Raw genomic sequence first — 18,575 nt, forward strand, 5'->3', positions numbered from 1 at the left:
CCCGGTAAAAATAACCGTTGCCAGCATTCAGTGTTAAGGATTGTGCAATAAACCCCGGCGCATTTTTTTGCGCCGGGTCAGCCTCGAAGCCCGTTACTGCAGGTTTTCCTGGTCGGTGAACAGGTCGCTGAAGAGCATGCTCGACAAGTAGCGCTCACCGGAGTCGGGCATAATCACCACGATGGTCTTGCCTTGCATTTCCGGTTTTTCTGCCAGGCGCACCGCCGCCGCCATGGCCGCACCACAGGAAATCCCGCAGAGAATCCCCTCTTCCTGCATCAAGCGCAGGGCCATGGCCTTGGACTCCTCGTCGCTGACCAGCTCGACCTGGTCGACCATGCTCAGATCAAGGTTGTTCGGCACAAAACCGGCACCGATGCCCTGGATCTTGTGCGGGCTTGGCTTGATCTCTTCACCGGCCAGCGCCTGGGTGATCACTGGCGATACCCGTGGCTCTACCGCCACCGAAAGGATCTGTTTGCCCTGGGTCTGCTTGATATAACGCGAAACGCCAGTAATGGTGCCGCCGGTGCCGACACCAGCGACCAGTACATCGACCGCGCCGTCGGTATCGTTCCAGATTTCCGGACCGGTGGTTTTTTCGTGGATCGCCGGGTTGGCCGGGTTATCGAACTGGGCCGGCATGAAGTATTTGGACAGGTCGCTGGCGACGATTTCGGCGGCCTTTTCGATGGCGCCTTTCATGCCCTTGGCAGGTTCGGTCAACACCAGTTCGGCGCCGAGGGCCTTGAGCACCTTGCGGCGTTCGATACTCATCGACGCCGGCATGGTCAGCATCAGCTTGTAACCACGGGCTGCAGCGACGAACGCCAGGCCGATGCCGGTGTTACCCGAGGTCGGCTCGACGATGGTCATGCCGGGCTTGAGCTTACCGCTGCTTTCGGCATCCCAGATCATGTTCGCGCCAATCCGGCATTTGACTGAATAGCCCGGGTTGCGCCCTTCAATCTTGGCCAGAATGGTCACCCCACGCGGGGCGATGCGGTTGATCTGAACCAGCGGCGTGTTGCCGATGGAGTGCGCATTGTCAGCAAAGATACGGCTCATGACGGGGGTCCTTTTAGCACCGGAGCAGAAAACTTCAAGGGTAAGCCTGCCTCTTGGGCGAGTCCACCCCTGACACCTTTTGCAAGGTTCTGGCCCTGACCAAGTCAGCAAGTGACGCTCCATTCAGAGACTGAATAGAGCGTCTGCGTTCCCAGTCGCCCGGAGCCCGCGTTATAGTCGCGTATAACAATTTTTCCGCCAGGGGCTGCTTACCCCGGCGCTACGGTAGAGGATCGGTTCATGAAGTTCGAAGGCACCCGCTCATACGTCGCCACAGACGACCTGAAACTGGCAGTCAACGCGGCGATCACCCTGGAGCGGCCGTTGCTGGTCAAGGGCGAACCCGGCACCGGCAAAACCATGCTCGCCGAACAGCTGGCCGAATCCTTTGGCGCCAAGCTGATTACCTGGCACATCAAATCGACCACCAAGGCCCATCAAGGCCTCTACGAGTACGATGCGGTCAGCCGCCTGCGCGATTCGCAACTGGGCGTCGACAAAGTCCATGACGTGCGCAACTACCTGAAGAAAGGCAAGCTCTGGGAAGCGTTCGAATCCGAAGAGCGGGTGATCCTGCTGATCGACGAAATCGACAAGGCCGACATCGAGTTCCCCAACGACCTGTTGCAGGAACTGGACAAGATGGAGTTCTACGTTTACGAGACCGACGAGACGATCAAGGCCAAACAGCGCCCGATCATCATCATTACCTCGAACAACGAGAAAGAACTGCCCGACGCCTTCCTGCGCCGCTGCTTCTTCCACTACATCGCCTTCCCGGACCGCGACACCCTGCAGCAGATCGTCGATGTGCACTACCCCAACATCAAGAAAGACCTGGTCAGCGAAGCGCTGGATGTGTTCTTCGATGTGCGCAAGGTGCCAGGCCTGAAGAAAAAGCCGTCCACCTCCGAGCTGGTCGACTGGCTCAAGCTGCTGATGGCCGACAACATCGGCGAAGCCGTGCTGCGTGAGCGCGATCCGACCAAAGCCATCCCGCCCCTGGCCGGTGCCCTGGTGAAAAACGAACAGGACGTGCAACTGCTTGAGCGCCTGGCGTTCATGAGCCGTCGCGGTAACCGCTGAGTCGGGAGGCAATTGCCATGCTGCTCAATCTGTTCAATGAAATGCGCGCGGCCAAGGTGCCGGTGTCGGTGCGCGAACTGCTGGATCTGCTCAATGCACTCAAGCAGCGGGTAACCTTCGCCGACATGGACGAGTTCTACTTCCTGTCGCGGGCGATCCTGGTCAAGGACGAGCGCCACTTCGACAAGTTCGACCGTGCGTTCTCCGCCTATTTCAAAGGCCTGGAGAACCTTGACCGGCATCTGGAAGCCTTGATTCCCGAAGACTGGTTGCGCAAGGAATTCGAACGTTCGCTGACCGATGAGGAGCGCGCGCAGATCCAGTCGCTCGGGGGCCTGGACAAACTGATCGAAGAGTTCAAAAAGCGCCTGGAAGAACAGAAGGAACGCCATGCCGGCGGTAACAAATGGATCGGCACCGGTGGCACCAGCCCGTTCGGCTCAGGCGGCTTCAACCCCGAAGGCATTCGTGTCGGCGATGCCGGCAAACGCCAGGGCAAAGCGGTCAAAGTCTGGGATCAGCGCGAATACAAGAACCTTGATGATCAGGTCGAACTGGGCACGCGCAACATCAAGCTGGCCCTGCGCCGCTTGCGTAAGTTTGCCCGTCAGGGGGCGGCTGAAGAGCTGGATATCGACGGCACCATCGACCACACCGCCCGCGATGCCGGCCTGCTGAACATTCAGATGCGCCCGGAGCGACGCAACAGCGTGAAATTGCTGCTGCTGTTCGACATTGGCGGTTCGATGGATGCGCACGTAAGAATCTGCGAGGAGTTGTTCTCGGCCTGCAAGACCGAGTTCAAGCACCTGGAGTACTACTACTTCCACAACTTCGTCTATGAGTCGGTGTGGAAGAACAACATGCGCCGCACCTCGGAACGCACCTCGACCATGGACCTGCTGCACAAGTACGGCGCTGACTACAAAGTGGTGTTTGTGGGCGATGCGGCCATGGCGCCTTACGAGATCACCCAACCGGGGGGGAGCGTCGAGCACTGGAACGAAGAAGCCGGCTACGTGTGGATGCAGCGTTTCATGGAGAAATACAAGAAGCTCATCTGGATCAACCCCTACCCCAAGGACACCTGGGGCTACACCGCCTCGACCAACATCGTGCGCGAGTTGGTCGAAGACCGGATGTTCCCGTTGACCTTGCGCGGCCTTGAAGAAGGCATGCGCTTCCTGTCCAAGTAACACCACCCGGTAGGAGCGGGCTTGCCCCGCGATAGCGGTGTGTCAGGCAAACCGAAATCGCGGGGCAAGCCCGCTCCTACCAGCGCTGCAGATAATCTCGATGCTGCTGCCAGGCCAGCGCCTGCACCACCGGCCTGAACCGTACCACACTCCCCGGCAACCGCTGCGCCAGCCTGGCCAGGGCCAGCGGCGTCAGCGCCCCGAGGCGCGGGTAACCACCAATGGTCTGGCGATCATTGAGCAGCACAATCGGCTGCCCATCCGGTGGCACCTGCACTGCCCCCAACGGAATCCCCTCGGAAATCATCGGCGCCCCTTGATACTGCAAGGCAGGCCCTAGCAAGCGCATGCCCATTCGATCAGCGCGGCTGTCGAGGGTCCATTCTCGGTTGAATGCCTCGAACAGGCTGGTGCCGCTAAAATCACCGATCTGCGCGCCGAGCACCAAGTCGAGCGGGCTGTCGTCACTCAGGTCTGGCCGCAGTGCCTCGGGGACGACCTGCAGTTCAGGTGCAGCCCCTCGGTACTCCAGTGTTTGCCCCTTTGCCAGCGCTGATCCCAGGCCATCGAGCCCACCCAGTTCCTCGCGCACCACACTGGCACAACTGCCCAACACCTGCGGCGCCGTGAAGCCACCCGGCGCCGCCAGATAGGCACGCGCACCCTGCAACGGCTGATTCAGGCGCAAGCGCTGGCCGCGTTTGAGGGTAAAACTGGCCCAGGGCTTGAGTGCTTCGCCGTCGATTCGCGCATCCAGATCAGCCCCCGCCAAAGCCAGGCAGCAATCCTCTTCAGCCACCAGGCTGAAGCCACCGAGGGTGACTTCCACCACCGCCGCATCGCCCGGATTGCCCAGCAGCCAGTTGGCCCAGCGCATCGACACCCAGTCCAGCGCGCCGCCCTGGGTCACGCCCAAATGGCGCACGCCAAAGCGCCCAGCATCCTGCAACAGGCACAGCGGGGTGCTGGCCTCAATCGACAAGCGGCTCATGACAACGCCTCCAGCGGGGTATCGTCGCCGCCCAGGTTGATGAAGGTGGCGTGATCCACGGCGACAAAGCGCACCCGGTCGCCCGGCTGCAACAGGCTGTAGCCATCACGCTCACGGTCGAACAGCTTGCTCGGGGTGCGCCCTATCAGGTTCCAGCCACCGGGAGACACTGCAGGATAAGCAGCGGTCTGGCGCTCGGCAATGCCGACGCTGCCGGCCGCCACACGCTTGCGCGGGGTCGCCAGGCGTGGCGCCGCCAACGCTTCTTCAACCAGGCCCATAAAGGCAAAACCCGGGGCAAAGCCCAAGGCAAACACCTGATACTCGCGTTCACTGTGGCGGCGCACGATATCGGCCACGCTGGTGCGGCAACGCTCGGCCAACAGGCTCAGTTCCGGCCCCACACTCAGGTCATACCACACCGGCACCTCATGTTGCCGCCCGCCACTGCCGTTGTCGGCTTGCAGATGCTCCAGTGCTTCGCGAACCAGTATCCGCGCCTGCTCCGGCGACAGTTGCAGCAAGTCGAAATGCACCATCACCGTGGTGTAGGACGGCACCAGATCAATCAGCCGCTCGGCGAACACCGCGCGCAAACGCTGAGCAGCAGCCAGCATCCACGGCATGTTGGCCTCATCGATGGCGTCGAACAGGCGCACCATCAGGCAGTCGATGGCCACCGTTTCAATGCGGTAGTTCATACCGCCACCAGCGCATCAAGGGCCTGGCGGATCTGCTGTACCGCTGCCACCGAACTGTCGTTATCGCCGTGCACGCACAAAGTATGGGCCTGCAGGCGCAGTTCACTGCCGTCCACGGCGATCAAGGCTTCGCCGCGGGCCAGGCGCAAGGCCTGGTCAACAATGCGCGCCGGATCATGATGCACCGCACCCGGCAGACGCCGCGACACCAGGTGACCGGCCGCATCGTAGGCGCGGTCGGCAAACGCCTCGAACCACAGGCTGACGCCGTATTCATCACCCAACGCCTGGGCAGCGCTGTTATCGGCCGTAGCCATCAGCATCAGCGGCAAGTCCCGGTCATAGCTGGCGACCGCTTCGAGCACTGCACGCAGTTTCAGCGGGTCGGCCATCATGTCGTTGTACAGCGCGCCATGGGGTTTGACGTAGGCAACCCGGGTTCCCTGGGTACGGCAGATGCCATCCAGTGCACCGATCTGGTAATGCAGCAGATCGCGAATTTCCTCGGCACTGCAAGCCATCGAACGGCGGCCGAAGCCGGCCAGGTCCTGATAGGCCGGATGGGCGCCGATGCGCACGTTGCTGGCCACAGCCAGGGCCACGGTCTTGCGCATGATGCCAGGGTCGCCGGCATGGAAACCGCAAGCGATATTGGCGCAATCGACAAAGGGCATGACCTGGGCGTCCAGGCCCATGGTCCAGCTGCCGAAACTCTCACCCATATCGCAATTCAGTAATAGGCGGCTCACGTCTGTGACTCCTTCAGGCTCGGCCTTAGTGGGCTTCAAGTTCTTTGCCGCGGGTTTCCGGCAGGCTCAACGCTGCCAGAATTACCACTCCGTAGGACACGGCGGCAAATCCGCCGATACCCAAGCTCAGTGGCACCTTCTGGCTGAGCATACCGATCAGCAGCGGGAAGAACGCCGCCAGTGCGCGGCCGATGTTGTAGCAAAAGCCCTGCCCCGAACCGCGAATACGGGTAGGGAACAGTTCAGTCAGAAACGCCCCCATGCCGCTGAAAATACCCGAGGCGAAGAAGCCCAGTGGAAAGCCCAACCACAGCATCACGCCATCGCTGACCTGCATCTGGGTGTACAACAGCACGATAATGAACGAGCCCACGGCGAACAGAATGAAGTTCTTTTTCCGGCCCAACAGGTCGGTGAGATAAGCGCTGATCACATAGCCGACATAAGAGCCGACGATCACCATGGCCAGATAGCCGCCGGTACCGAGCACGCTCAGGCCACGCTCGTTCTTGAGGAAGGTCGGCAGCCAGGAGGTGATCGCGTAGTAACCGCCCAGCGCACCGGTGGTCAGCAGCGAGGCACGAATCGTGGTGAACAGCATGCCCGGGGCAAAAATTTCATAGAAATGCGACGGCGCTTCGGTTTTTTCCGCGGCCTTGGCCTGACGGTAGATTTCCGGGTCTTTGACCAGGCGGCGCACAAAAATCACAAACACCGCTGGCACGATGCCCAGCAGGAACAGGGCACGCCAGGCATCTTCCGGCGGCAGCAGGCTGAACAGCACTGCGTAGAGAATGGCGGTCAGGCCCCAACCAATGGCCCAGCCCGACTGCACCATGCCCACGGCTTTGCCGCGATCCTTGGCGCGAATCACTTCGCCGATCAGTACCGCGCCTGCAGTCCACTCACCGCCAAAGCCGAAGCCCATCAGGGTGCGTGCGATCAACAGTTGCTCATAATTCTGGGCAAAGCCGCAAAGGAAGGTGAAAAAGGCGAACCACAGCACCGTCAGTTGCAGGGTGCGTACCCGGCCGATACGGTCGGAGAGGATGCCGGCGATCCAGCCGCCCAGCGCCGACGCGATCAGCGTGGTGGTGTGAATCAAGCCCGCTTCAGCGGTGGTGATGCCCCACAGGGCGATCAGGGTGGGGATGACGAAGCTGAGCATCTGGGTGTCCATGCCATCGAGGCCGTAGCCGATCTTGCAGCTCCAGAAGGTCCGTCGTTCCTGTTTGTTGATATTGCGGTACCAGTCAAAAGGACCGGCCACTGACCTGGATTCGACCTGTTGCTGCACGCCCGATGGGTTCATGGTTGCCTCAGCTTGTTGGTATTGTTTTAAAGGCGGCGATCTTTGTCGCAACCTGACTGTCATTTTTCGATGGGCACGTTTTGTCGTCCAACGAGAAAAACCAACGGTCTGGCATAAGAAAAATTTGATCAGTGAGTGCCGCATGAACCTCAAGTTCCTTGAAACCTTCGTCTGGGTCGCCCGGCTCAAGAGTTTTCGCCTGACCGCCGAAAAGCTCTTCACCACCCAGGCGTCGATCTCCAGCCGTATCGCTGCACTCGAAGCCGACCTTGGGGTCAAGCTGCTGCTGCGTGACTCACGCGGGGTGAGCCTGACCCCTGAGGGCAGCAAGGTCCTGGAGTACGCCGAGCAGATGCTCGACACCGCCAAAGCGCTCAAGCAATCGCTCGACAGCGACCGCGCCAAGGTCGGGCGTGTACGCCTGGGGGTGATGGACACGGTCATTCACACCTGGATGAGCCCGCTGGTCTCGGAACTGATGGAGCGCTACCCACAGGTAGAAATCGAATTGGTCGCCGATACCGCGCTCAATTTGCGCGAACAGCTGCAAAAAGGCTTTCTTGATGTGATTCTGCAAACCGACCTGCTGCGCCAGGAATCGATCCGCAGCCTGGACCTGGCGCGCTACCCGATGGGCTGGATCGTTGCCAGCCAGTCCATCTACAACCGCGACTACGCCTCGCTGGCCGAATTGGCCCGCGAGCGCATCGTGACCTTTTCGAAAAACTCCCGGCCACACCAGGAAGTCCTCAGCCTGCTACAGGCCGAAGGCGTCAGTGCACCACGTTTGAACTGTGTGAACTCGGTGGCCGCCATTACCCGCTTGTTGCGTGACGGCTTCGGCATCGGTGCCCTGCCCCCCGCACTGGTCAGCGAAGAACTGGCGCGCGGCGAACTGACCCTGCTGCCGCTGGCGCAGCAGCCGCCAAGCCTGGAACTGGTGGTGGCCTGGCAGACTGGGGTCGAACTGGTGGATGAAGTGGTAGCGCTGTGCCGCAATGTGCTTGAACGCTATGCCGCCAACGCCGGCCCTGAGCGGATCCGGCTGGTTTAGCGCCAGCTCTCCGCCACCGCTTTGCGACGGCCACCAAGCAGCACCCAGCCGATCAGCAACAGCAGGCTTTCCACCAGCAGCGCCAGCAGCAAAGCACAGCTCAAGCCCCAGGCCAGCGCCTCGGGAGCGAGCAGAATCTGGTAGCTGTAGCCTTTGAGGGTTTCCTCACGCAACTGGCTGTCGGCATTCACCAGCACATGCCAGGTCCGCTGCAGCCAAGGGCCCTGAAGAATCTGCCATTCACTTTCAAAGCGTCGATTGCGGATCAACAGGCTGTCGATGCTGTTGGCATCGCTGTTGAACACCGGATCATCGCTGCTGCGGTAATGACGCACCAAGGCCTGCAGGTCACCATTGAAGAAGCGCCGGGCGGTTGCTTCGAAGCCTTTCAGGCCTTCGCGGGACTCCAGCAAATGCGCCTCGACGCGCTGGCTGTAGTCATTGATCAGGCCAGGTACCTGCAGCCCTACCAGCAAGCCGAAGGTGAACAACAGCAACCGCAGGTAACTTCTGAACATGACCTATCCCTTAGCGTTGTCCTTGAGCGATGCACTCACCACGGCGCCACAAGGCCCATTGACCCGGTTCGTAACGCTGCCAGGTTTCGTTCTCGGTCAGCGCTTCGGTGGCGATTACCGTGACCACATCATTGGGTGTGGTTTCGGCCTGAAAGTCGACGATCATGTCGACATCCTTGAGCCGCGCCGGGCCGAAGGGCGCGCGGCGAGTGATATGCACCAGCTTGGTCGAGCAGAAGCAAAACAGCCAGTCGCCATCGCTGAGCAGGCAGTTGAACACACCCTTGCCACGGTACTCGGCACAGGCCTCAACCAGCACCGGCAGCAGCTCTTCAACCTCCACCGGCTCGGGAAACGCCTCGCGCACACGGTTGAGCAGGTCGCAGAAGGCCGCTTCGCTGTCGGTATCGCCAATCGGTCGATAGAAGCTTGCCTGACCTTTGAACTCGCCCAACTGGCCGTTATGGGCGAAGCACCAGTTGCGTCCCCACAACTCACGCACGAAGGGGTGGGTGTTGGACAGGCAGACCTTGCCAACGTTGGCCTGGCGAATATGGCCGATCACCACCTCGCTTTTGATCGGGTAGCGCTGCACCAGATTGGCCACTTCCGACTCACAGCTGGCCGCAGGGTCCTGGAACAGGCGCAAGCCGCGGCCTTCGTAGAAGCCGATACCCCAGCCATCGCGGTGCGGCCCGGTGCGTCCACCGCGCTGCATCAGCCCGGTGAAGCTGAAGACGATGTCCGTCGGCACGTTGGCACTCATGCCCAATAGTTCACACATGCTTGGCTGCTCCCGAGCAAAGACTACAAGCGCGGTTCAACCCGCGGACGGTTGCCACCCTGCGGCGCCTGGGGCGCATCGCGATAACGGTCGCGGCTGTCGGCGCTGAACGCCTCGTCGGCCACCGCCGGCCCGGCATCACGCTGTACGGCGGCTTCGGCCTGCTCGCGTCGCGCTTTGGCGCGTTTTTCCAGCGGCCAGCGCAGCACCACGAACACGCCGTACAAGGCGAATGCGATCATGCCGTACATGGCCAGGTCGGCGGCGGCACGCAAGGCGTTGTTACCGACCTTGAACAGCAGGTCGAGCGCGGTAATGGCAATGGCGGGGGCGAACTTGTCTTTGACCGGGTCGATGATGGTCGGGGTCAGCAGCAGGACTGCCATCAGCACCCGCAGCGGTTCACGCAACCAGCGCCACATCCAGCGGGTCAGGCGAAAGCCCACCGCCAGGCAACCCAGGGCAGCCAGGGCGTAGAGGCCCCAGGCGAGCAGATAGTCGTTCTCGGTCATGGTGTCCGTGGCAAGCTAAGCAAATAGACGCTTATGATAAACACATTTGAGCGCGCAGGCGCCCCCCAGCCAAGAGATCACCGCATGTCCGCAGACGCCACCGCCCCCCTCGCCCCGATTGCCCGCAAGGCCGAAGGCGCTGATCCTTATGCCTGGCTTCAGGAACGCGACAGCCCCGAAGTCATCGACTACCTGAACGCTGAAAACAGCTATCAGCAAGCGCAACTGGCCGACCAGGCCGCGCTGCGCGAACAGCTGTTCGAAGAGATCAAAGGGCGGATTCTGGAAACCGACCTGTCGCTGCCCTCGCCCTGGGGTCCTTACCTCTACTACAGCCGCACCACGGCCGGCGAAGAGTACCCGCGCCATTACCGCTGCCCACGCCCGGCGGACGACTCCAACAGCGTCGATGAAAGCCAGGAAGAACTGCTGCTGGACCCGAACCAACTGGCCAACGGCGGGTTTCTTTCGCTCGGTGCCTTCAACGTCAGCCCCGACCACCAGCGCCTGGCCTATAGCCTCGATACCAGCGGCGACGAGGTCTACACCCTGTACGTCAAAGACCTGACCAGCGGTGAAATCGAGCAACTGCCGTTCGAAGAGTGCGACGGCAGCATGACCTGGGCCAACGACAGCCAGACCCTGTTCTTCGCCACCCTCGACGACACCCACCGCCCGCACAAACTGCTGCGCCATCGCCTCGGGCGCGAAGGTAGCCAACAGGTATTCGAAGAAACCGACGGGCGTTTTTTCCTGCATTGCTACCGCGCCAGCTCCGAGCGTCAGCTGATCCTGCTGCTCAACAGCAAGACCACCAGCGAAGCCTGGGTGCTCGATGCCGAACAGCCTGACGGCGACTTCACCTGCCTGGCGGCGCGGGTCGAAGGCCATGAGTACTTCCCCGACCATGGGCAGCTTGACGGCCAATGGCGTTGGTTCATCCGCACCAACCAGGATGGCATCAACTTCGCCCTGTACCAGGCCGACAGCGAACAGGTCCCGACCCGCGCGCAATGGCAGTTGTTAGTGCCGCACCGCGATACGGTGATGCTCGAAGGCCTGAGCCTGAACGCCAGCGCCCTGTGCCTGAGCCTGCGTGAAGGCGGGCTGCCAATCATTGAAGTGCACCCGCAGGGCCTTGCGCCTTACCGGGTCGAACTGCCCGATGCGGCCTACAGCCTCTATGTGCAAGACAGCCTGGAATTTGTCAGCAGCCGCATCCGTCTGCGTTACCAGGCCCTGAACCGCCCGGCGCAGGTACGCCAACTGGAGCTGGCCGACGGCAGCCAGCAGGTGCTCAAGGAAACCCCGGTACTCGGCCCGTTCGACCCGGACGCCTACGTCAGCCAGCGCTTGTGGGCCACCGCCAGTGACGGCACCCAGGTGCCGATCAGCCTGGTGCAGCGACGCAGTGACCTGGGCAAGCCGGTGCCGCTGTACCTGTATGGCTACGGCGCCTACGGCGAAAGCCTCGACCCGTGGTTCTCGCATGCGCGCCTGAGCCTGCTCGAACGCGGCGTGGCCTTCGCCATTGCCCATGTGCGTGGCGGTGGTGAGCTGGGCGAGGCCTGGTACCGTGCCGGCAAGCAGGAGCACAAAACCAACACCTTCAACGATTTCATCGCCTGCGCCGAACACCTGATCGCCCAAGGCGTGACCCGCGCCGACCAATTGGCCATCAGCGGCGGCAGCGCGGGCGGCCTGCTGATCGGCGCGGTGCTCAACCAGCGTCCTGAACTGTTCAAGGCAGCCATTGCCGAGGTGCCGTTCGTCGACGTGCTCAACACCATGCTCGACCCGGAACTGCCGCTGACCATCACCGAATACGACGAGTGGGGCAACCCGGAAGATCCCGAGGTGTACGCGCGGATCAAGGCTTACGCGCCCTACGAGAACGTCAAAGCCCAGGCCTACCCAGCCCTGCTGGTAGTGGCGGGCTATAACGACAGCCGCGTGCAGTACTGGGAAGCGGCCAAGTGGGTGGCCAAGTTGCGCGTTACCAAGACGGACAACAACCTGTTGCTGCTGAAAACCGAAATGGATGCCGGCCACGGTGGGATGAGTGGGCGCTATCAGGGTCTGCGGGATGTGGCGCTGGAATACGGCTTCGTCTTCAAAGTGCTGGGTATCGCCTAGTGGGAGCGGGCTTGCCCCGCGATGCGGTGTACCAGACAGACCGCAATCGCGGGGCAAGCCCGCTCCCACAAGGGGTGCAAGACAGGCTTAGTCCGCTGGTGACTTGTATTTGCTGTCTTGGGGCGTCAGCCCCGGCAAAGGCTGGTCCCTGGGCGGAGCCGGTACTTTGATGGCCGGCAGCAGCGGCGAGCCCGGCTTCGCATCGCCCGCACGCGGGATGCTGCTGGGGGTAATCTGTGGGTACGGGGTCGGGGTCGCGGTGCCCGGCGCCCCCGGTACCGGGGCGATCGTTCGCGGCTGCAAATCGGCAGCCAGCACCGGCTGCAGGCAGGCAAGCATGAGGATGGCAATGGTCGAACAGCGCATGCGCAGTCTCCTTGAAACACCTCCTCACAGGCTACGCCCAAGTTCAGCGCTTTGCCTGTCCGAACAGACCATCAGCACGCTAAACTTCAGGGTATAACCGTACCAAGCCCGATAAAAGGTAATCCCATGAGTTCGTCATCCTCTGCCGCCGCCACCGCACGGCTCGACCGTATCCTCGCCGACGCCAAGCGCGACAAGGAGATGGGCTATCGCGACAAAGCGCTGAAAATGTACCCGCACGTCTGCGGCCGTTGCGCCCGCGAGTTTTCCGGCAAGCGCCTGAGCGAGCTGACCGTGCACCACCGTGACCACAACCACGACAACAACCCCCAGGACGGTTCCAACTGGGAGTTGCTGTGCCTGTACTGCCACGACAACGAGCACTCGCGCTACACCGACCAGCAGTACTTCAGCGAAGGCTCCACCAGCAGCCCGACCACCGCCAAGGCCACCCACAACCCGTTTGCAGGGCTGGCCAGCCTGCTGAAAAAGGACTGATCACAATCCCCTGCCCCACGGCGGCCGGCAAGCCCGTATAATCGCGTTCTTTTTTGCGAAGGGCCCCGGCACGTGGCGAACAAACGGTACAGCTGCATTGGTCTGTTCAACCCCAAGTCAGCGGAGAACGTCGGTTCAGTGATGCGCGCGGCGGGTTGCTACGGCGTCAACTCGGTGTTTTACACCGGCAAGCGCTATGAGCGCGCGCGCGACTTCGTCACCGACACCAAGCGCGTGCACTACGACATTCCGCTGATCGGCATCGACGACCTGCAAAAAATCATTCCGCTGGGCTGCACGCCGGTGGCGGTAGAGCTGGTCGACGGTGCCCGACCTTTGCCTGAATACACCCACCCCGACCGCGCCATCTACATCTTCGGCCCCGAAGACGGCTCGCTCGACCCGAGCGTGCGGGCCTGGTGCGAAGAAACCATCTACATTCCAACCCAGGGCTGCATGAACCTCGCCGCCACGGTCAATGTGGTGCTCTACGACCGCCTGGCCAAGGGCCTGAACACGCGCTCCGGGCCAAAGTTCAAGTAATCCGCATTAGCGCAGCAGTTTGCTCGACAACACTTCAGACTGACGCCCCAGCACACTCTCGCTGAGCTGGATGAACTCTTCGGTGCTGACGGTGCTCAGGCGCATCAGCGCACGGGTGACGTCGTCCAGCGAGCGCTGGTTGTGCGAATGCAGGCGGATTTCCCGGTCCAGTGCCTGCAGCAGCAGTACACCGCGCGCGGTCACGGCACTGTCAACCTGCTCGCCGCGCAAGCTGGTGACTTTGCCGCCACGCAGCTCAAGCCCGGCCTGCAGCGCCTGATAGCGATCGTCCGTAATACCGCCAGCACGGCGCAGCAATTCGATGGCGTAATACTCGTTGATACTCTCAGCGATCCAGTCGCTGGCCTGGCGGTCGTTGATCTGCGCAAAGACATGCACCAACTCGCGCAACAACGGGCTTGACCCGGTTTCACTGACCAGCGGCCGGCTGCTGTGCAGGTAAATCGAATGATGGCCGGCCCGCGTACCGCGCCACAGCTGATCGCGAGCCCCGACCAGCAGCAGTTTCGGCGGATTGCGCGGGAACACCGCCTGCAATTGCGGCCAAACGAAGGTCAATAGCGTCAGGTTATCCAGACGGCGCATGCCCTGCCCTTGCGGCGCGGCCACACTGACTTCGGTTTCACCCAGGCGCGCGCGCCGGGTACCGATGCTGCCAGCGACCATCCAGCCAGTGGGGCGGTCGAACAGGCGCGAGACGTTGTCGATACGAAAGCGCTGTTTACCAATACGTGGCCAAGGCGTCTCGACGCTCTTCCAGCCGCTGGGCAGTTCAAACGTCAGACGGGCCACCAGCTCGGTGCCATCCTGCTGGTCAAGGCGCGCTGGCGGCACCAGGTCATCGCCGCGAAACAATGCCCAGTCGGGGGTTATCCGGGTTTCGTAGCTGCCGTTGCCCAATCGATGAGCCAGCTTTACACGGTAGCTCAGCTCGCTCTTGCCGGGCGCCGGTTGCCACTGCCCGCGCAGGCCTTCGCCTTGCAGTTGCCATTGGCCGTCGGCCTTGAAATCGCTGTAGGCATGCTGCTTGCCCAGGTCGAAATCCAGGCTGCGCACCGCAGCGCCCTCGGCCAGGGTCAAACGCACCTCGGCCTGCTGGCTGTCGGGGAGCAGACGAACGTGATAATCCAGATTGACCTTCTTCGCCCAGGCCGGTGAGCTGGCCAACAGACCCACAGCCAACAGCCAATGGCACTGCACACGCATACAGAAACTCCTTGTTCCCCAACGCGATGTCCGGCGAGCCAGAGCGGCTCAGCCGGCGCGAAAAATCAGATGCTCTTCCCAGTCATCCTCATCGACGCTGTTCTCGCTCAACATGCGTCCAGACTGGGAAATACGCTGTTTGTGTACCTGTTCGCGGTCGCCGCACACCAAATGGTGCCAGTCAGGCAGATCCTTGCCTTCGCTGATCAGGCGATAGCCGCAGGTGGTCGGCAACCATTTGAACTGATCGGCCTTGCCGGGCGTCAGCTGGATGCAATCGGGTACCACCTTGAGTCGATTCGGGTAGTCGCTGCACTGGCAGGTGTTGAGGTCCAGAAGTTTGCAGGCGATACGGGTGTAATAGACGCTGTTGTCGTCTTCGTCTTCGAGCTTTTGCAGGCAGCACAGGCCACAGCCATCACACAGCGACTCCCATTCCTGGCGGTCGAGCTGTTCGAGGGTTTTACGCTTCCAGAAGGAATCGGCGCTGGCAATCATGTAACGGATGTCCTGTTTCAATAGAGGCGCCGCAGTGCGGCGGCGCCAGTCTAGGGCGAGTCTTGCGCCATTGCCAGACCGCTTGTCAGGGCCGACACGACACAGTAGTTTGGCCCAGGTTTTCAATTCCCCATTCCAGCTGCCAAGGAACTCGCCATGAGTGCTAATCCTCGCGTTGCCGACCACGCCATCGACGATCAATTCATCCAGCGCTGGTCGCCTCGCGCCTTCACCGCCGAACCGATCAGCGAAGCCACCCTGCTGAGCTTCCTCGAAGCCGCCCGCTGGGCGCCTTCGGCGTACAACTCGCAGCCATGGCGGTTCCTTTATGCGCGTCGCGATACGCCGAACTGGCAGCGTTACCTGGGCCTGCTCAACGAGTTCAACCGCAGCTGGGCGCAACACGCCTCGGCGCTGGTGATCGTGATCTCCAAGACCACCTTCGCCGCCCCTGGCAGCAGCGAAGAAAAACCGGCCTTGTGGCACACCTTCGACACCGGTTCTGCCTGGGGTCACCTGGCCCTGCAGGCCAGCATCAGTGGCTGGCACACCCATGGCATGGCGGGCTTCGACCAGGAACTGACCCGCAAAGCGCTGAAAATCCCTGAAGGCTACGACCTGCACGCCGTGGTCGCCGTGGGCAAGCTGGGCGACAAAGCCAGCCTGGCAGAGGCCCTGCAGGCCCGTGAAATGCCTAGCCCGCGCCGTCCGCTGAGCGAACTGGCAGCTGAGGGCGATTTCAGCTTGTAACAGCAGGTAGGAGCGGGCTTGCCCCGCGATTGCGGTGTGTCAGTGACGTTGCATCGCGGGGCAAGCCCGCTCCTACTAATAGCCCCGCAAGAAATCCACTTCCCCGCGCAATGCCTGCCCTGCTTCATACGCCCGCAGATTCTCGACAAACAGCCGCACCATCGCCGTCGGCGAGGTCGGTGCCGAGCTGTGTCCGGTCAACAGCAGGCCAAGCGCCGTCCAGAACGGATGGCGGGCCGGCAACGGCTCCTGACGACACACATCGATCACCGCCCCGGCCAGATGCCCAAGCTTCAGGGCCTCGACCAGGTCGCCGTCCACCACGGCAACACCGCGACCGGCATTGATGAACAACGCATCAGGATTGAAACGGGCAAACAGCGCAGCATCGTACAGGTCATGGGTCGCCGGGGTATCCGGCAACAGGTTGACCACATAATCAACCTCGCCCACCAGCCGCCCCAGTTCGCTGAGCGCCGCCACTTCGATAAAGGGCGCCTGCTCACGTGCCTGGCTGGCGACGCCGTACAACTTGACGCCAAAGGGCAGAAGAAACTCGGCAACGCGCTGACCGATGTCACCGGTACCGACGATCAACACCCGGCGCCCTTCCAGGCTGTGCCCGGTGCGATCATCCCACTTGCGTTCCACCTGGCTGACCAGGCGCGCCAAGACCTCACGCTCGTGCCCCAGCATGTAGGTCAGCACGTACTCGGCCATGACCTGGCCGAAGATGCCAACCGCACGGGTCAGGCGATAGTCACGTTGCAAGCCGCTGGCCAGCAACGGGGTGATCCCGGCCCAGGTCGACTGCAGCCATTGGGGCTGGTGCCCCTGGCGCAACAACGTCGCGAGCAAATCGGGCTGTCCCAGCCACACCGGGCACTGGCCAGCCTGGTCAGCCAGTTCGGCCGAGTCTCCACTGGTCAGCACCTCAAGGTCCGGGGCGGCCTCGCGCAGCAGGCGGGCGTAAAGGGCATGATCCTGTTCAGCGATCAAAACACGCATGTTCGTACAACCTTGGCAGAAACACTGAAGGCCGCCAGGCCCTGGGCCGTGGCGGTATCACAGCAAACAGGCCGGGCTCAGACCGGGTCGTTGCGACGCAGCAGCTCTTCGGGCAGGTGCTCGATGTACTCGTCTTCGGCGGGCGGCATCTGCAGGTGGTAACCCTGCTGCTCGAGGTTTTCCAGGACCTTGGCGATATCTTCGCGGGCCAGTTGGCGCTCTGGGGTGAGGACCAGGTCGAAGGCGTGCACCGGCTTGCCGAAAAATGGCAGCAACCCTTCAGGGACGCGCTCCAGGCCATCGGCCTTGAGGACGTAAAGGTACATTTCGTTCTTGCGCGGGCTCTTGTAAATCGAGCAGATACGTTTCATTGCGGTTCTCCAGCGCTGGCCAGACAGTCGAGCAGCGCTTGCCCCATACGTTCACGGCGCCAGCCGCGCAACGAATCGGGTAGTTGATAAGGCCCAGAGGGATAACCACTCTTGAGCAGCGACTCCAGGATCTTCTTGCGCAACATCAGCTCGGGAGCAATGTTCAGGCGCTCGGCCTCAGCCTGGCCAATGGCGCGCAGTTGTTTGAGCAGCGCCGAGGCTTCGATCGGCAGCGGCTCGGGCACCGCGGGCGGCCATTGCGCAGGCGGCAGGCTGGCGGCCTGCTTGATCAGTTGCAACAGGAACTCGCCATCCTGACGAATGGTGCGCGGATGCATGTCTTCGATTTTCGCCAACGCCGACAGCGAATCCGGCTGGGTTTTGGCCATTGGCCACAAAGCATTCTCACGCAAAATGCGGTTGCGTGGCAGGTCGCGGGCGCGCGCTTCCTGCTCACGCCACGCACACAGCTCGCGCAGAACCGCCAACTGTGCCCGGGAGAGTTTCCAGGCCAGTTTGGCGTCGCGGTACAGCTCACGCGGGTCGGTTTCCCGGCGCAGTTGGGCAACCAGTTCGGCGCCGTCTTCCAGCACCCAGGCGTGCTTTTCGTCCGACAGTTGCGGGCGCAGGCGCTCGTACAGTTCGGCCAGGTGTACCGCATCTTCAGCGGCGTAGCTGACTTGGGTGTCCGACAACGGCCGCTGCAGCCAGTCGGAACGCGTCTCGCCCTTGGGCAGTTCGATACCCAGCACTTCTTGTACCAGGCGCGAATAGCCCATGGAAAAGCCCAGGTTCAAATAGCCGGCGGCCAACTGGGTGTCGAACAGTGGCGTAGGCAAACTGCCAGTCAGGCGTGAGAGCACTTCAAGGTCTTCACTGCAGGCGTGCAGCACCTTGATCACGCTGGTGTCTTCCAGCAACTCGGCCAGTGGTTGCCAGTTACCGATACGCAGCGGGTCGATCAGGTAGGCACGCTCGCCGTCGCCGATCTGGATCAACCCGGCAATCGGATAAAAGGTTTCAACCCGCATGAACTCGGTGTCGACTGCCACGAAGGGCAGTTGGCGCCACTGCAGGCAGTGTTCAGCCAGGCTGCTATCGTCGCAAATCCAGTGAATATCGATGGCCACAAGGCTCTCCCACTAACAATGGCGCGCAGTATATACGGCGTAGGCCATTGCCGGTAAACCTGTGGGAGAGGTAGTCA

The 18,575-nt window shown here is 61.9% G+C and carries 21 protein-coding genes; 7 read left to right on the forward strand and 14 right to left on the reverse strand.

Annotation, left to right across the window (positions count from 1 at the left end):
* Positions 1–93: 93 nt before the first annotated feature.
* Positions 94–1,068, reverse strand: coding sequence for a cysteine synthase A (gene cysK / locus ACVWSC_RS21555; RefSeq protein ID WP_442109092.1), 975 nt, complete (start codon positions 1,066–1,068; stop codon positions 94–96).
* Between the two features lie 240 nt (positions 1,069–1,308).
* Between cysK and ACVWSC_RS21560 the strand changes: the two genes are divergently transcribed.
* On the forward strand, positions 1,309–2,154 hold the full coding sequence (locus ACVWSC_RS21560) for an AAA family ATPase (protein ID WP_133217446.1): 846 nt from the start codon (positions 1,309–1,311) through the stop codon (positions 2,152–2,154).
* Positions 2,155–2,171: 17 nt separating this feature from the next.
* Entirely contained in the window at positions 2,172–3,350 is a 1,179-nt protein-coding gene (locus tag ACVWSC_RS21565; protein WP_442109093.1) for a vWA domain-containing protein, read from the forward strand.
* A gap of 76 nt (positions 3,351–3,426) precedes the next feature.
* On the opposite strand, the gene ACVWSC_RS21570 is transcribed toward ACVWSC_RS21565, so the two are convergent.
* Genes ACVWSC_RS21570 through ACVWSC_RS21585 form a run of 4 tightly spaced genes read right to left on the reverse strand, consistent with a single transcriptional unit; the run spans position 3,427 to position 7,103 of the window.
* Positions 3,427–4,341 (reverse strand): 5-oxoprolinase subunit C family protein, encoded by a 915-nt coding sequence (locus ACVWSC_RS21570; protein ID WP_442109094.1) that lies wholly within the window; start codon positions 4,339–4,341, stop codon positions 3,427–3,429.
* Positions 4,338–5,042 carry a 5-oxoprolinase subunit PxpB gene (gene pxpB, locus ACVWSC_RS21575; RefSeq protein ID WP_442109095.1) on the reverse strand — a complete coding sequence of 235 codons (705 nt, stop codon included), beginning with the start codon at positions 5,040–5,042 and terminating at the stop codon, positions 4,338–4,340. The genes ACVWSC_RS21570 and pxpB overlap by 4 nt, the downstream gene beginning before the upstream one ends.
* Positions 5,039–5,791 (reverse strand): 5-oxoprolinase subunit PxpA, encoded by a 753-nt coding sequence (locus ACVWSC_RS21580; RefSeq protein ID WP_442109096.1) that lies wholly within the window; start codon positions 5,789–5,791, stop codon positions 5,039–5,041. The genes pxpB and ACVWSC_RS21580 overlap by 4 nt, the downstream gene beginning before the upstream one ends.
* Before the next feature lie 25 nt (positions 5,792–5,816).
* Entirely contained in the window at positions 5,817–7,103 is a 1,287-nt protein-coding gene (locus tag ACVWSC_RS21585) for an MFS transporter (protein ID WP_442109097.1), read from the reverse strand.
* A 142-nt stretch (positions 7,104–7,245) separates the two neighbouring features.
* On the opposite strand from ACVWSC_RS21585, the gene ACVWSC_RS21590 reads away from it, so the two are divergent.
* Entirely contained in the window at positions 7,246–8,157 is a 912-nt protein-coding gene (locus ACVWSC_RS21590; protein ID WP_442109098.1) for a LysR family transcriptional regulator, read from the forward strand.
* Here ACVWSC_RS21590 and ACVWSC_RS21595 read toward each other — a convergent pair.
* The 3 genes from ACVWSC_RS21595 to ACVWSC_RS21605 are packed head-to-tail and all read right to left on the reverse strand — an operon-like array spanning position 8,154 to position 9,971.
* Positions 8,154–8,675, reverse strand: coding sequence for a DUF2937 family protein (locus ACVWSC_RS21595; protein WP_442109099.1), 522 nt, complete (start codon positions 8,673–8,675; stop codon positions 8,154–8,156). The genes ACVWSC_RS21590 and ACVWSC_RS21595 overlap by 4 nt on opposite strands.
* A gap of 10 nt (positions 8,676–8,685) precedes the next feature.
* Entirely contained in the window at positions 8,686–9,459 is a 774-nt protein-coding gene (locus tag ACVWSC_RS21600; RefSeq protein ID WP_442109100.1) for a class II glutamine amidotransferase, read from the reverse strand.
* Positions 9,460–9,482: 23 nt separating this feature from the next.
* The gene (locus ACVWSC_RS21605) at positions 9,483–9,971 is read right to left on the reverse strand and encodes an MFS transporter (RefSeq protein ID WP_442109101.1); all 489 of its coding nucleotides are present in this window, start codon (positions 9,969–9,971) and stop codon (positions 9,483–9,485) included.
* An 84-nt stretch (positions 9,972–10,055) separates the two neighbouring features.
* Here ACVWSC_RS21605 and ACVWSC_RS21610 point away from each other — a divergent pair, with 84 nt between their 5' ends.
* Positions 10,056–12,107: a S9 family peptidase gene (locus tag ACVWSC_RS21610; protein ID WP_442109102.1), complete on the forward strand. Its 2,052-nt coding sequence runs from the start codon at positions 10,056–10,058 to the stop codon at positions 12,105–12,107.
* A gap of 87 nt (positions 12,108–12,194) precedes the next feature.
* On the opposite strand, the gene ACVWSC_RS21615 is transcribed toward ACVWSC_RS21610, so the two are convergent.
* Positions 12,195–12,473 carry a hypothetical protein gene (locus ACVWSC_RS21615; protein ID WP_442109103.1) on the reverse strand — a complete coding sequence of 93 codons (279 nt, stop codon included), beginning with the start codon at positions 12,471–12,473 and terminating at the stop codon, positions 12,195–12,197.
* A gap of 126 nt (positions 12,474–12,599) precedes the next feature.
* On the opposite strand from ACVWSC_RS21615, the gene ACVWSC_RS21620 reads away from it, so the two are divergent.
* Positions 12,600–12,971, forward strand: coding sequence for a YajD family HNH nuclease (locus ACVWSC_RS21620; RefSeq protein WP_133217458.1), 372 nt, complete (start codon positions 12,600–12,602; stop codon positions 12,969–12,971).
* A 72-nt stretch (positions 12,972–13,043) separates the two neighbouring features.
* Complete coding sequence (locus ACVWSC_RS21625; RefSeq protein WP_038613734.1) at positions 13,044–13,514, forward strand: RNA methyltransferase; 471 nt, start codon at positions 13,044–13,046, stop codon at positions 13,512–13,514.
* Positions 13,515–13,520: 6 nt separating this feature from the next.
* Here the strand turns inward: ACVWSC_RS21625 and ACVWSC_RS21630 are convergent, their stop codons facing one another.
* Together ACVWSC_RS21630 and ACVWSC_RS21635 are read right to left on the reverse strand one after the other, a co-directional pair.
* Entirely contained in the window at positions 13,521–14,735 is a 1,215-nt protein-coding gene (locus ACVWSC_RS21630) for a hypothetical protein (RefSeq protein WP_442114351.1), read from the reverse strand.
* Positions 14,736–14,789: 54 nt separating this feature from the next.
* Positions 14,790–15,239 (reverse strand): YcgN family cysteine cluster protein, encoded by a 450-nt coding sequence (locus ACVWSC_RS21635; RefSeq protein ID WP_442109104.1) that lies wholly within the window; start codon positions 15,237–15,239, stop codon positions 14,790–14,792.
* A gap of 156 nt (positions 15,240–15,395) precedes the next feature.
* On the opposite strand from ACVWSC_RS21635, the gene ACVWSC_RS21640 reads away from it, so the two are divergent.
* On the forward strand, positions 15,396–15,989 hold the full coding sequence (locus ACVWSC_RS21640) for a nitroreductase family protein (RefSeq protein ID WP_442109105.1): 594 nt from the start codon (positions 15,396–15,398) through the stop codon (positions 15,987–15,989).
* 75 nt (positions 15,990–16,064) lie between these two features.
* On the opposite strand, the gene ACVWSC_RS21645 is transcribed toward ACVWSC_RS21640, so the two are convergent.
* From ACVWSC_RS21645 to rnd, 3 genes are all read right to left on the reverse strand, one after another.
* Entirely contained in the window at positions 16,065–16,997 is a 933-nt protein-coding gene (locus ACVWSC_RS21645; RefSeq protein WP_442109106.1) for a D-2-hydroxyacid dehydrogenase, read from the reverse strand.
* Positions 16,998–17,074: 77 nt separating this feature from the next.
* The gene (locus tag ACVWSC_RS21650; RefSeq protein ID WP_115088258.1) at positions 17,075–17,368 is read right to left on the reverse strand and encodes a YcgL domain-containing protein; all 294 of its coding nucleotides are present in this window, start codon (positions 17,366–17,368) and stop codon (positions 17,075–17,077) included.
* Positions 17,365–18,498 carry a ribonuclease D gene (gene rnd, locus ACVWSC_RS21655; RefSeq protein WP_442109107.1) on the reverse strand — a complete coding sequence of 378 codons (1,134 nt, stop codon included), beginning with the start codon at positions 18,496–18,498 and terminating at the stop codon, positions 17,365–17,367. Before rnd ends, ACVWSC_RS21650 begins: the two co-directional genes overlap by 4 nt.
* Between the last annotated feature and the right edge of the window lie 77 nt (positions 18,499–18,575).

The sequence above is a fragment of the Pseudomonas sp. NUPR-002 genome (genome assembly GCF_056322725.1).

Excerpts from the sequence above, each read along its gene's own strand:
- cysK (WP_442109092.1), bottom strand. The coding sequence starts at position 1,068 with ATGAGCCGTATCTTTGCTGACAATGCGCACTCCATCGGCAACACGCCG.
- ACVWSC_RS21560 (WP_133217446.1), top strand. The coding sequence starts at position 1,309 with ATGAAGTTCGAAGGCACCCGCTCATACGTCGCCACAGACGACCTGAAA.
- ACVWSC_RS21565 (WP_442109093.1), top strand. The coding sequence starts at position 2,172 with ATGCTGCTCAATCTGTTCAATGAAATGCGCGCGGCCAAGGTGCCGGTG.
- ACVWSC_RS21570 (WP_442109094.1), bottom strand. The coding sequence starts at position 4,341 with ATGAGCCGCTTGTCGATTGAGGCCAGCACCCCGCTGTGCCTGTTGCAG.
- pxpB (WP_442109095.1), bottom strand. The coding sequence starts at position 5,042 with ATGAACTACCGCATTGAAACGGTGGCCATCGACTGCCTGATGGTGCGC.
- ACVWSC_RS21585 (WP_442109097.1), bottom strand. The coding sequence starts at position 7,103 with ATGAACCCATCGGGCGTGCAGCAACAGGTCGAATCCAGGTCAGTGGCC.
- ACVWSC_RS21590 (WP_442109098.1), top strand. The coding sequence starts at position 7,246 with ATGAACCTCAAGTTCCTTGAAACCTTCGTCTGGGTCGCCCGGCTCAAG.
- ACVWSC_RS21595 (WP_442109099.1), bottom strand. The coding sequence starts at position 8,675 with ATGTTCAGAAGTTACCTGCGGTTGCTGTTGTTCACCTTCGGCTTGCTG.
- ACVWSC_RS21600 (WP_442109100.1), bottom strand. The coding sequence starts at position 9,459 with ATGTGTGAACTATTGGGCATGAGTGCCAACGTGCCGACGGACATCGTC.
- ACVWSC_RS21605 (WP_442109101.1), bottom strand. The coding sequence starts at position 9,971 with ATGACCGAGAACGACTATCTGCTCGCCTGGGGCCTCTACGCCCTGGCT.
- ACVWSC_RS21610 (WP_442109102.1), top strand. The coding sequence starts at position 10,056 with ATGTCCGCAGACGCCACCGCCCCCCTCGCCCCGATTGCCCGCAAGGCC.
- ACVWSC_RS21615 (WP_442109103.1), bottom strand. The coding sequence starts at position 12,473 with ATGCGCTGTTCGACCATTGCCATCCTCATGCTTGCCTGCCTGCAGCCG.
- ACVWSC_RS21620 (WP_133217458.1), top strand. The coding sequence starts at position 12,600 with ATGAGTTCGTCATCCTCTGCCGCCGCCACCGCACGGCTCGACCGTATC.
- ACVWSC_RS21635 (WP_442109104.1), bottom strand. The coding sequence starts at position 15,239 with ATGATTGCCAGCGCCGATTCCTTCTGGAAGCGTAAAACCCTCGAACAG.
- ACVWSC_RS21640 (WP_442109105.1), top strand. The coding sequence starts at position 15,396 with ATGAGTGCTAATCCTCGCGTTGCCGACCACGCCATCGACGATCAATTC.
- ACVWSC_RS21645 (WP_442109106.1), bottom strand. The coding sequence starts at position 16,997 with ATGCGTGTTTTGATCGCTGAACAGGATCATGCCCTTTACGCCCGCCTG.
- ACVWSC_RS21650 (WP_115088258.1), bottom strand. The coding sequence starts at position 17,368 with ATGAAACGTATCTGCTCGATTTACAAGAGCCCGCGCAAGAACGAAATG.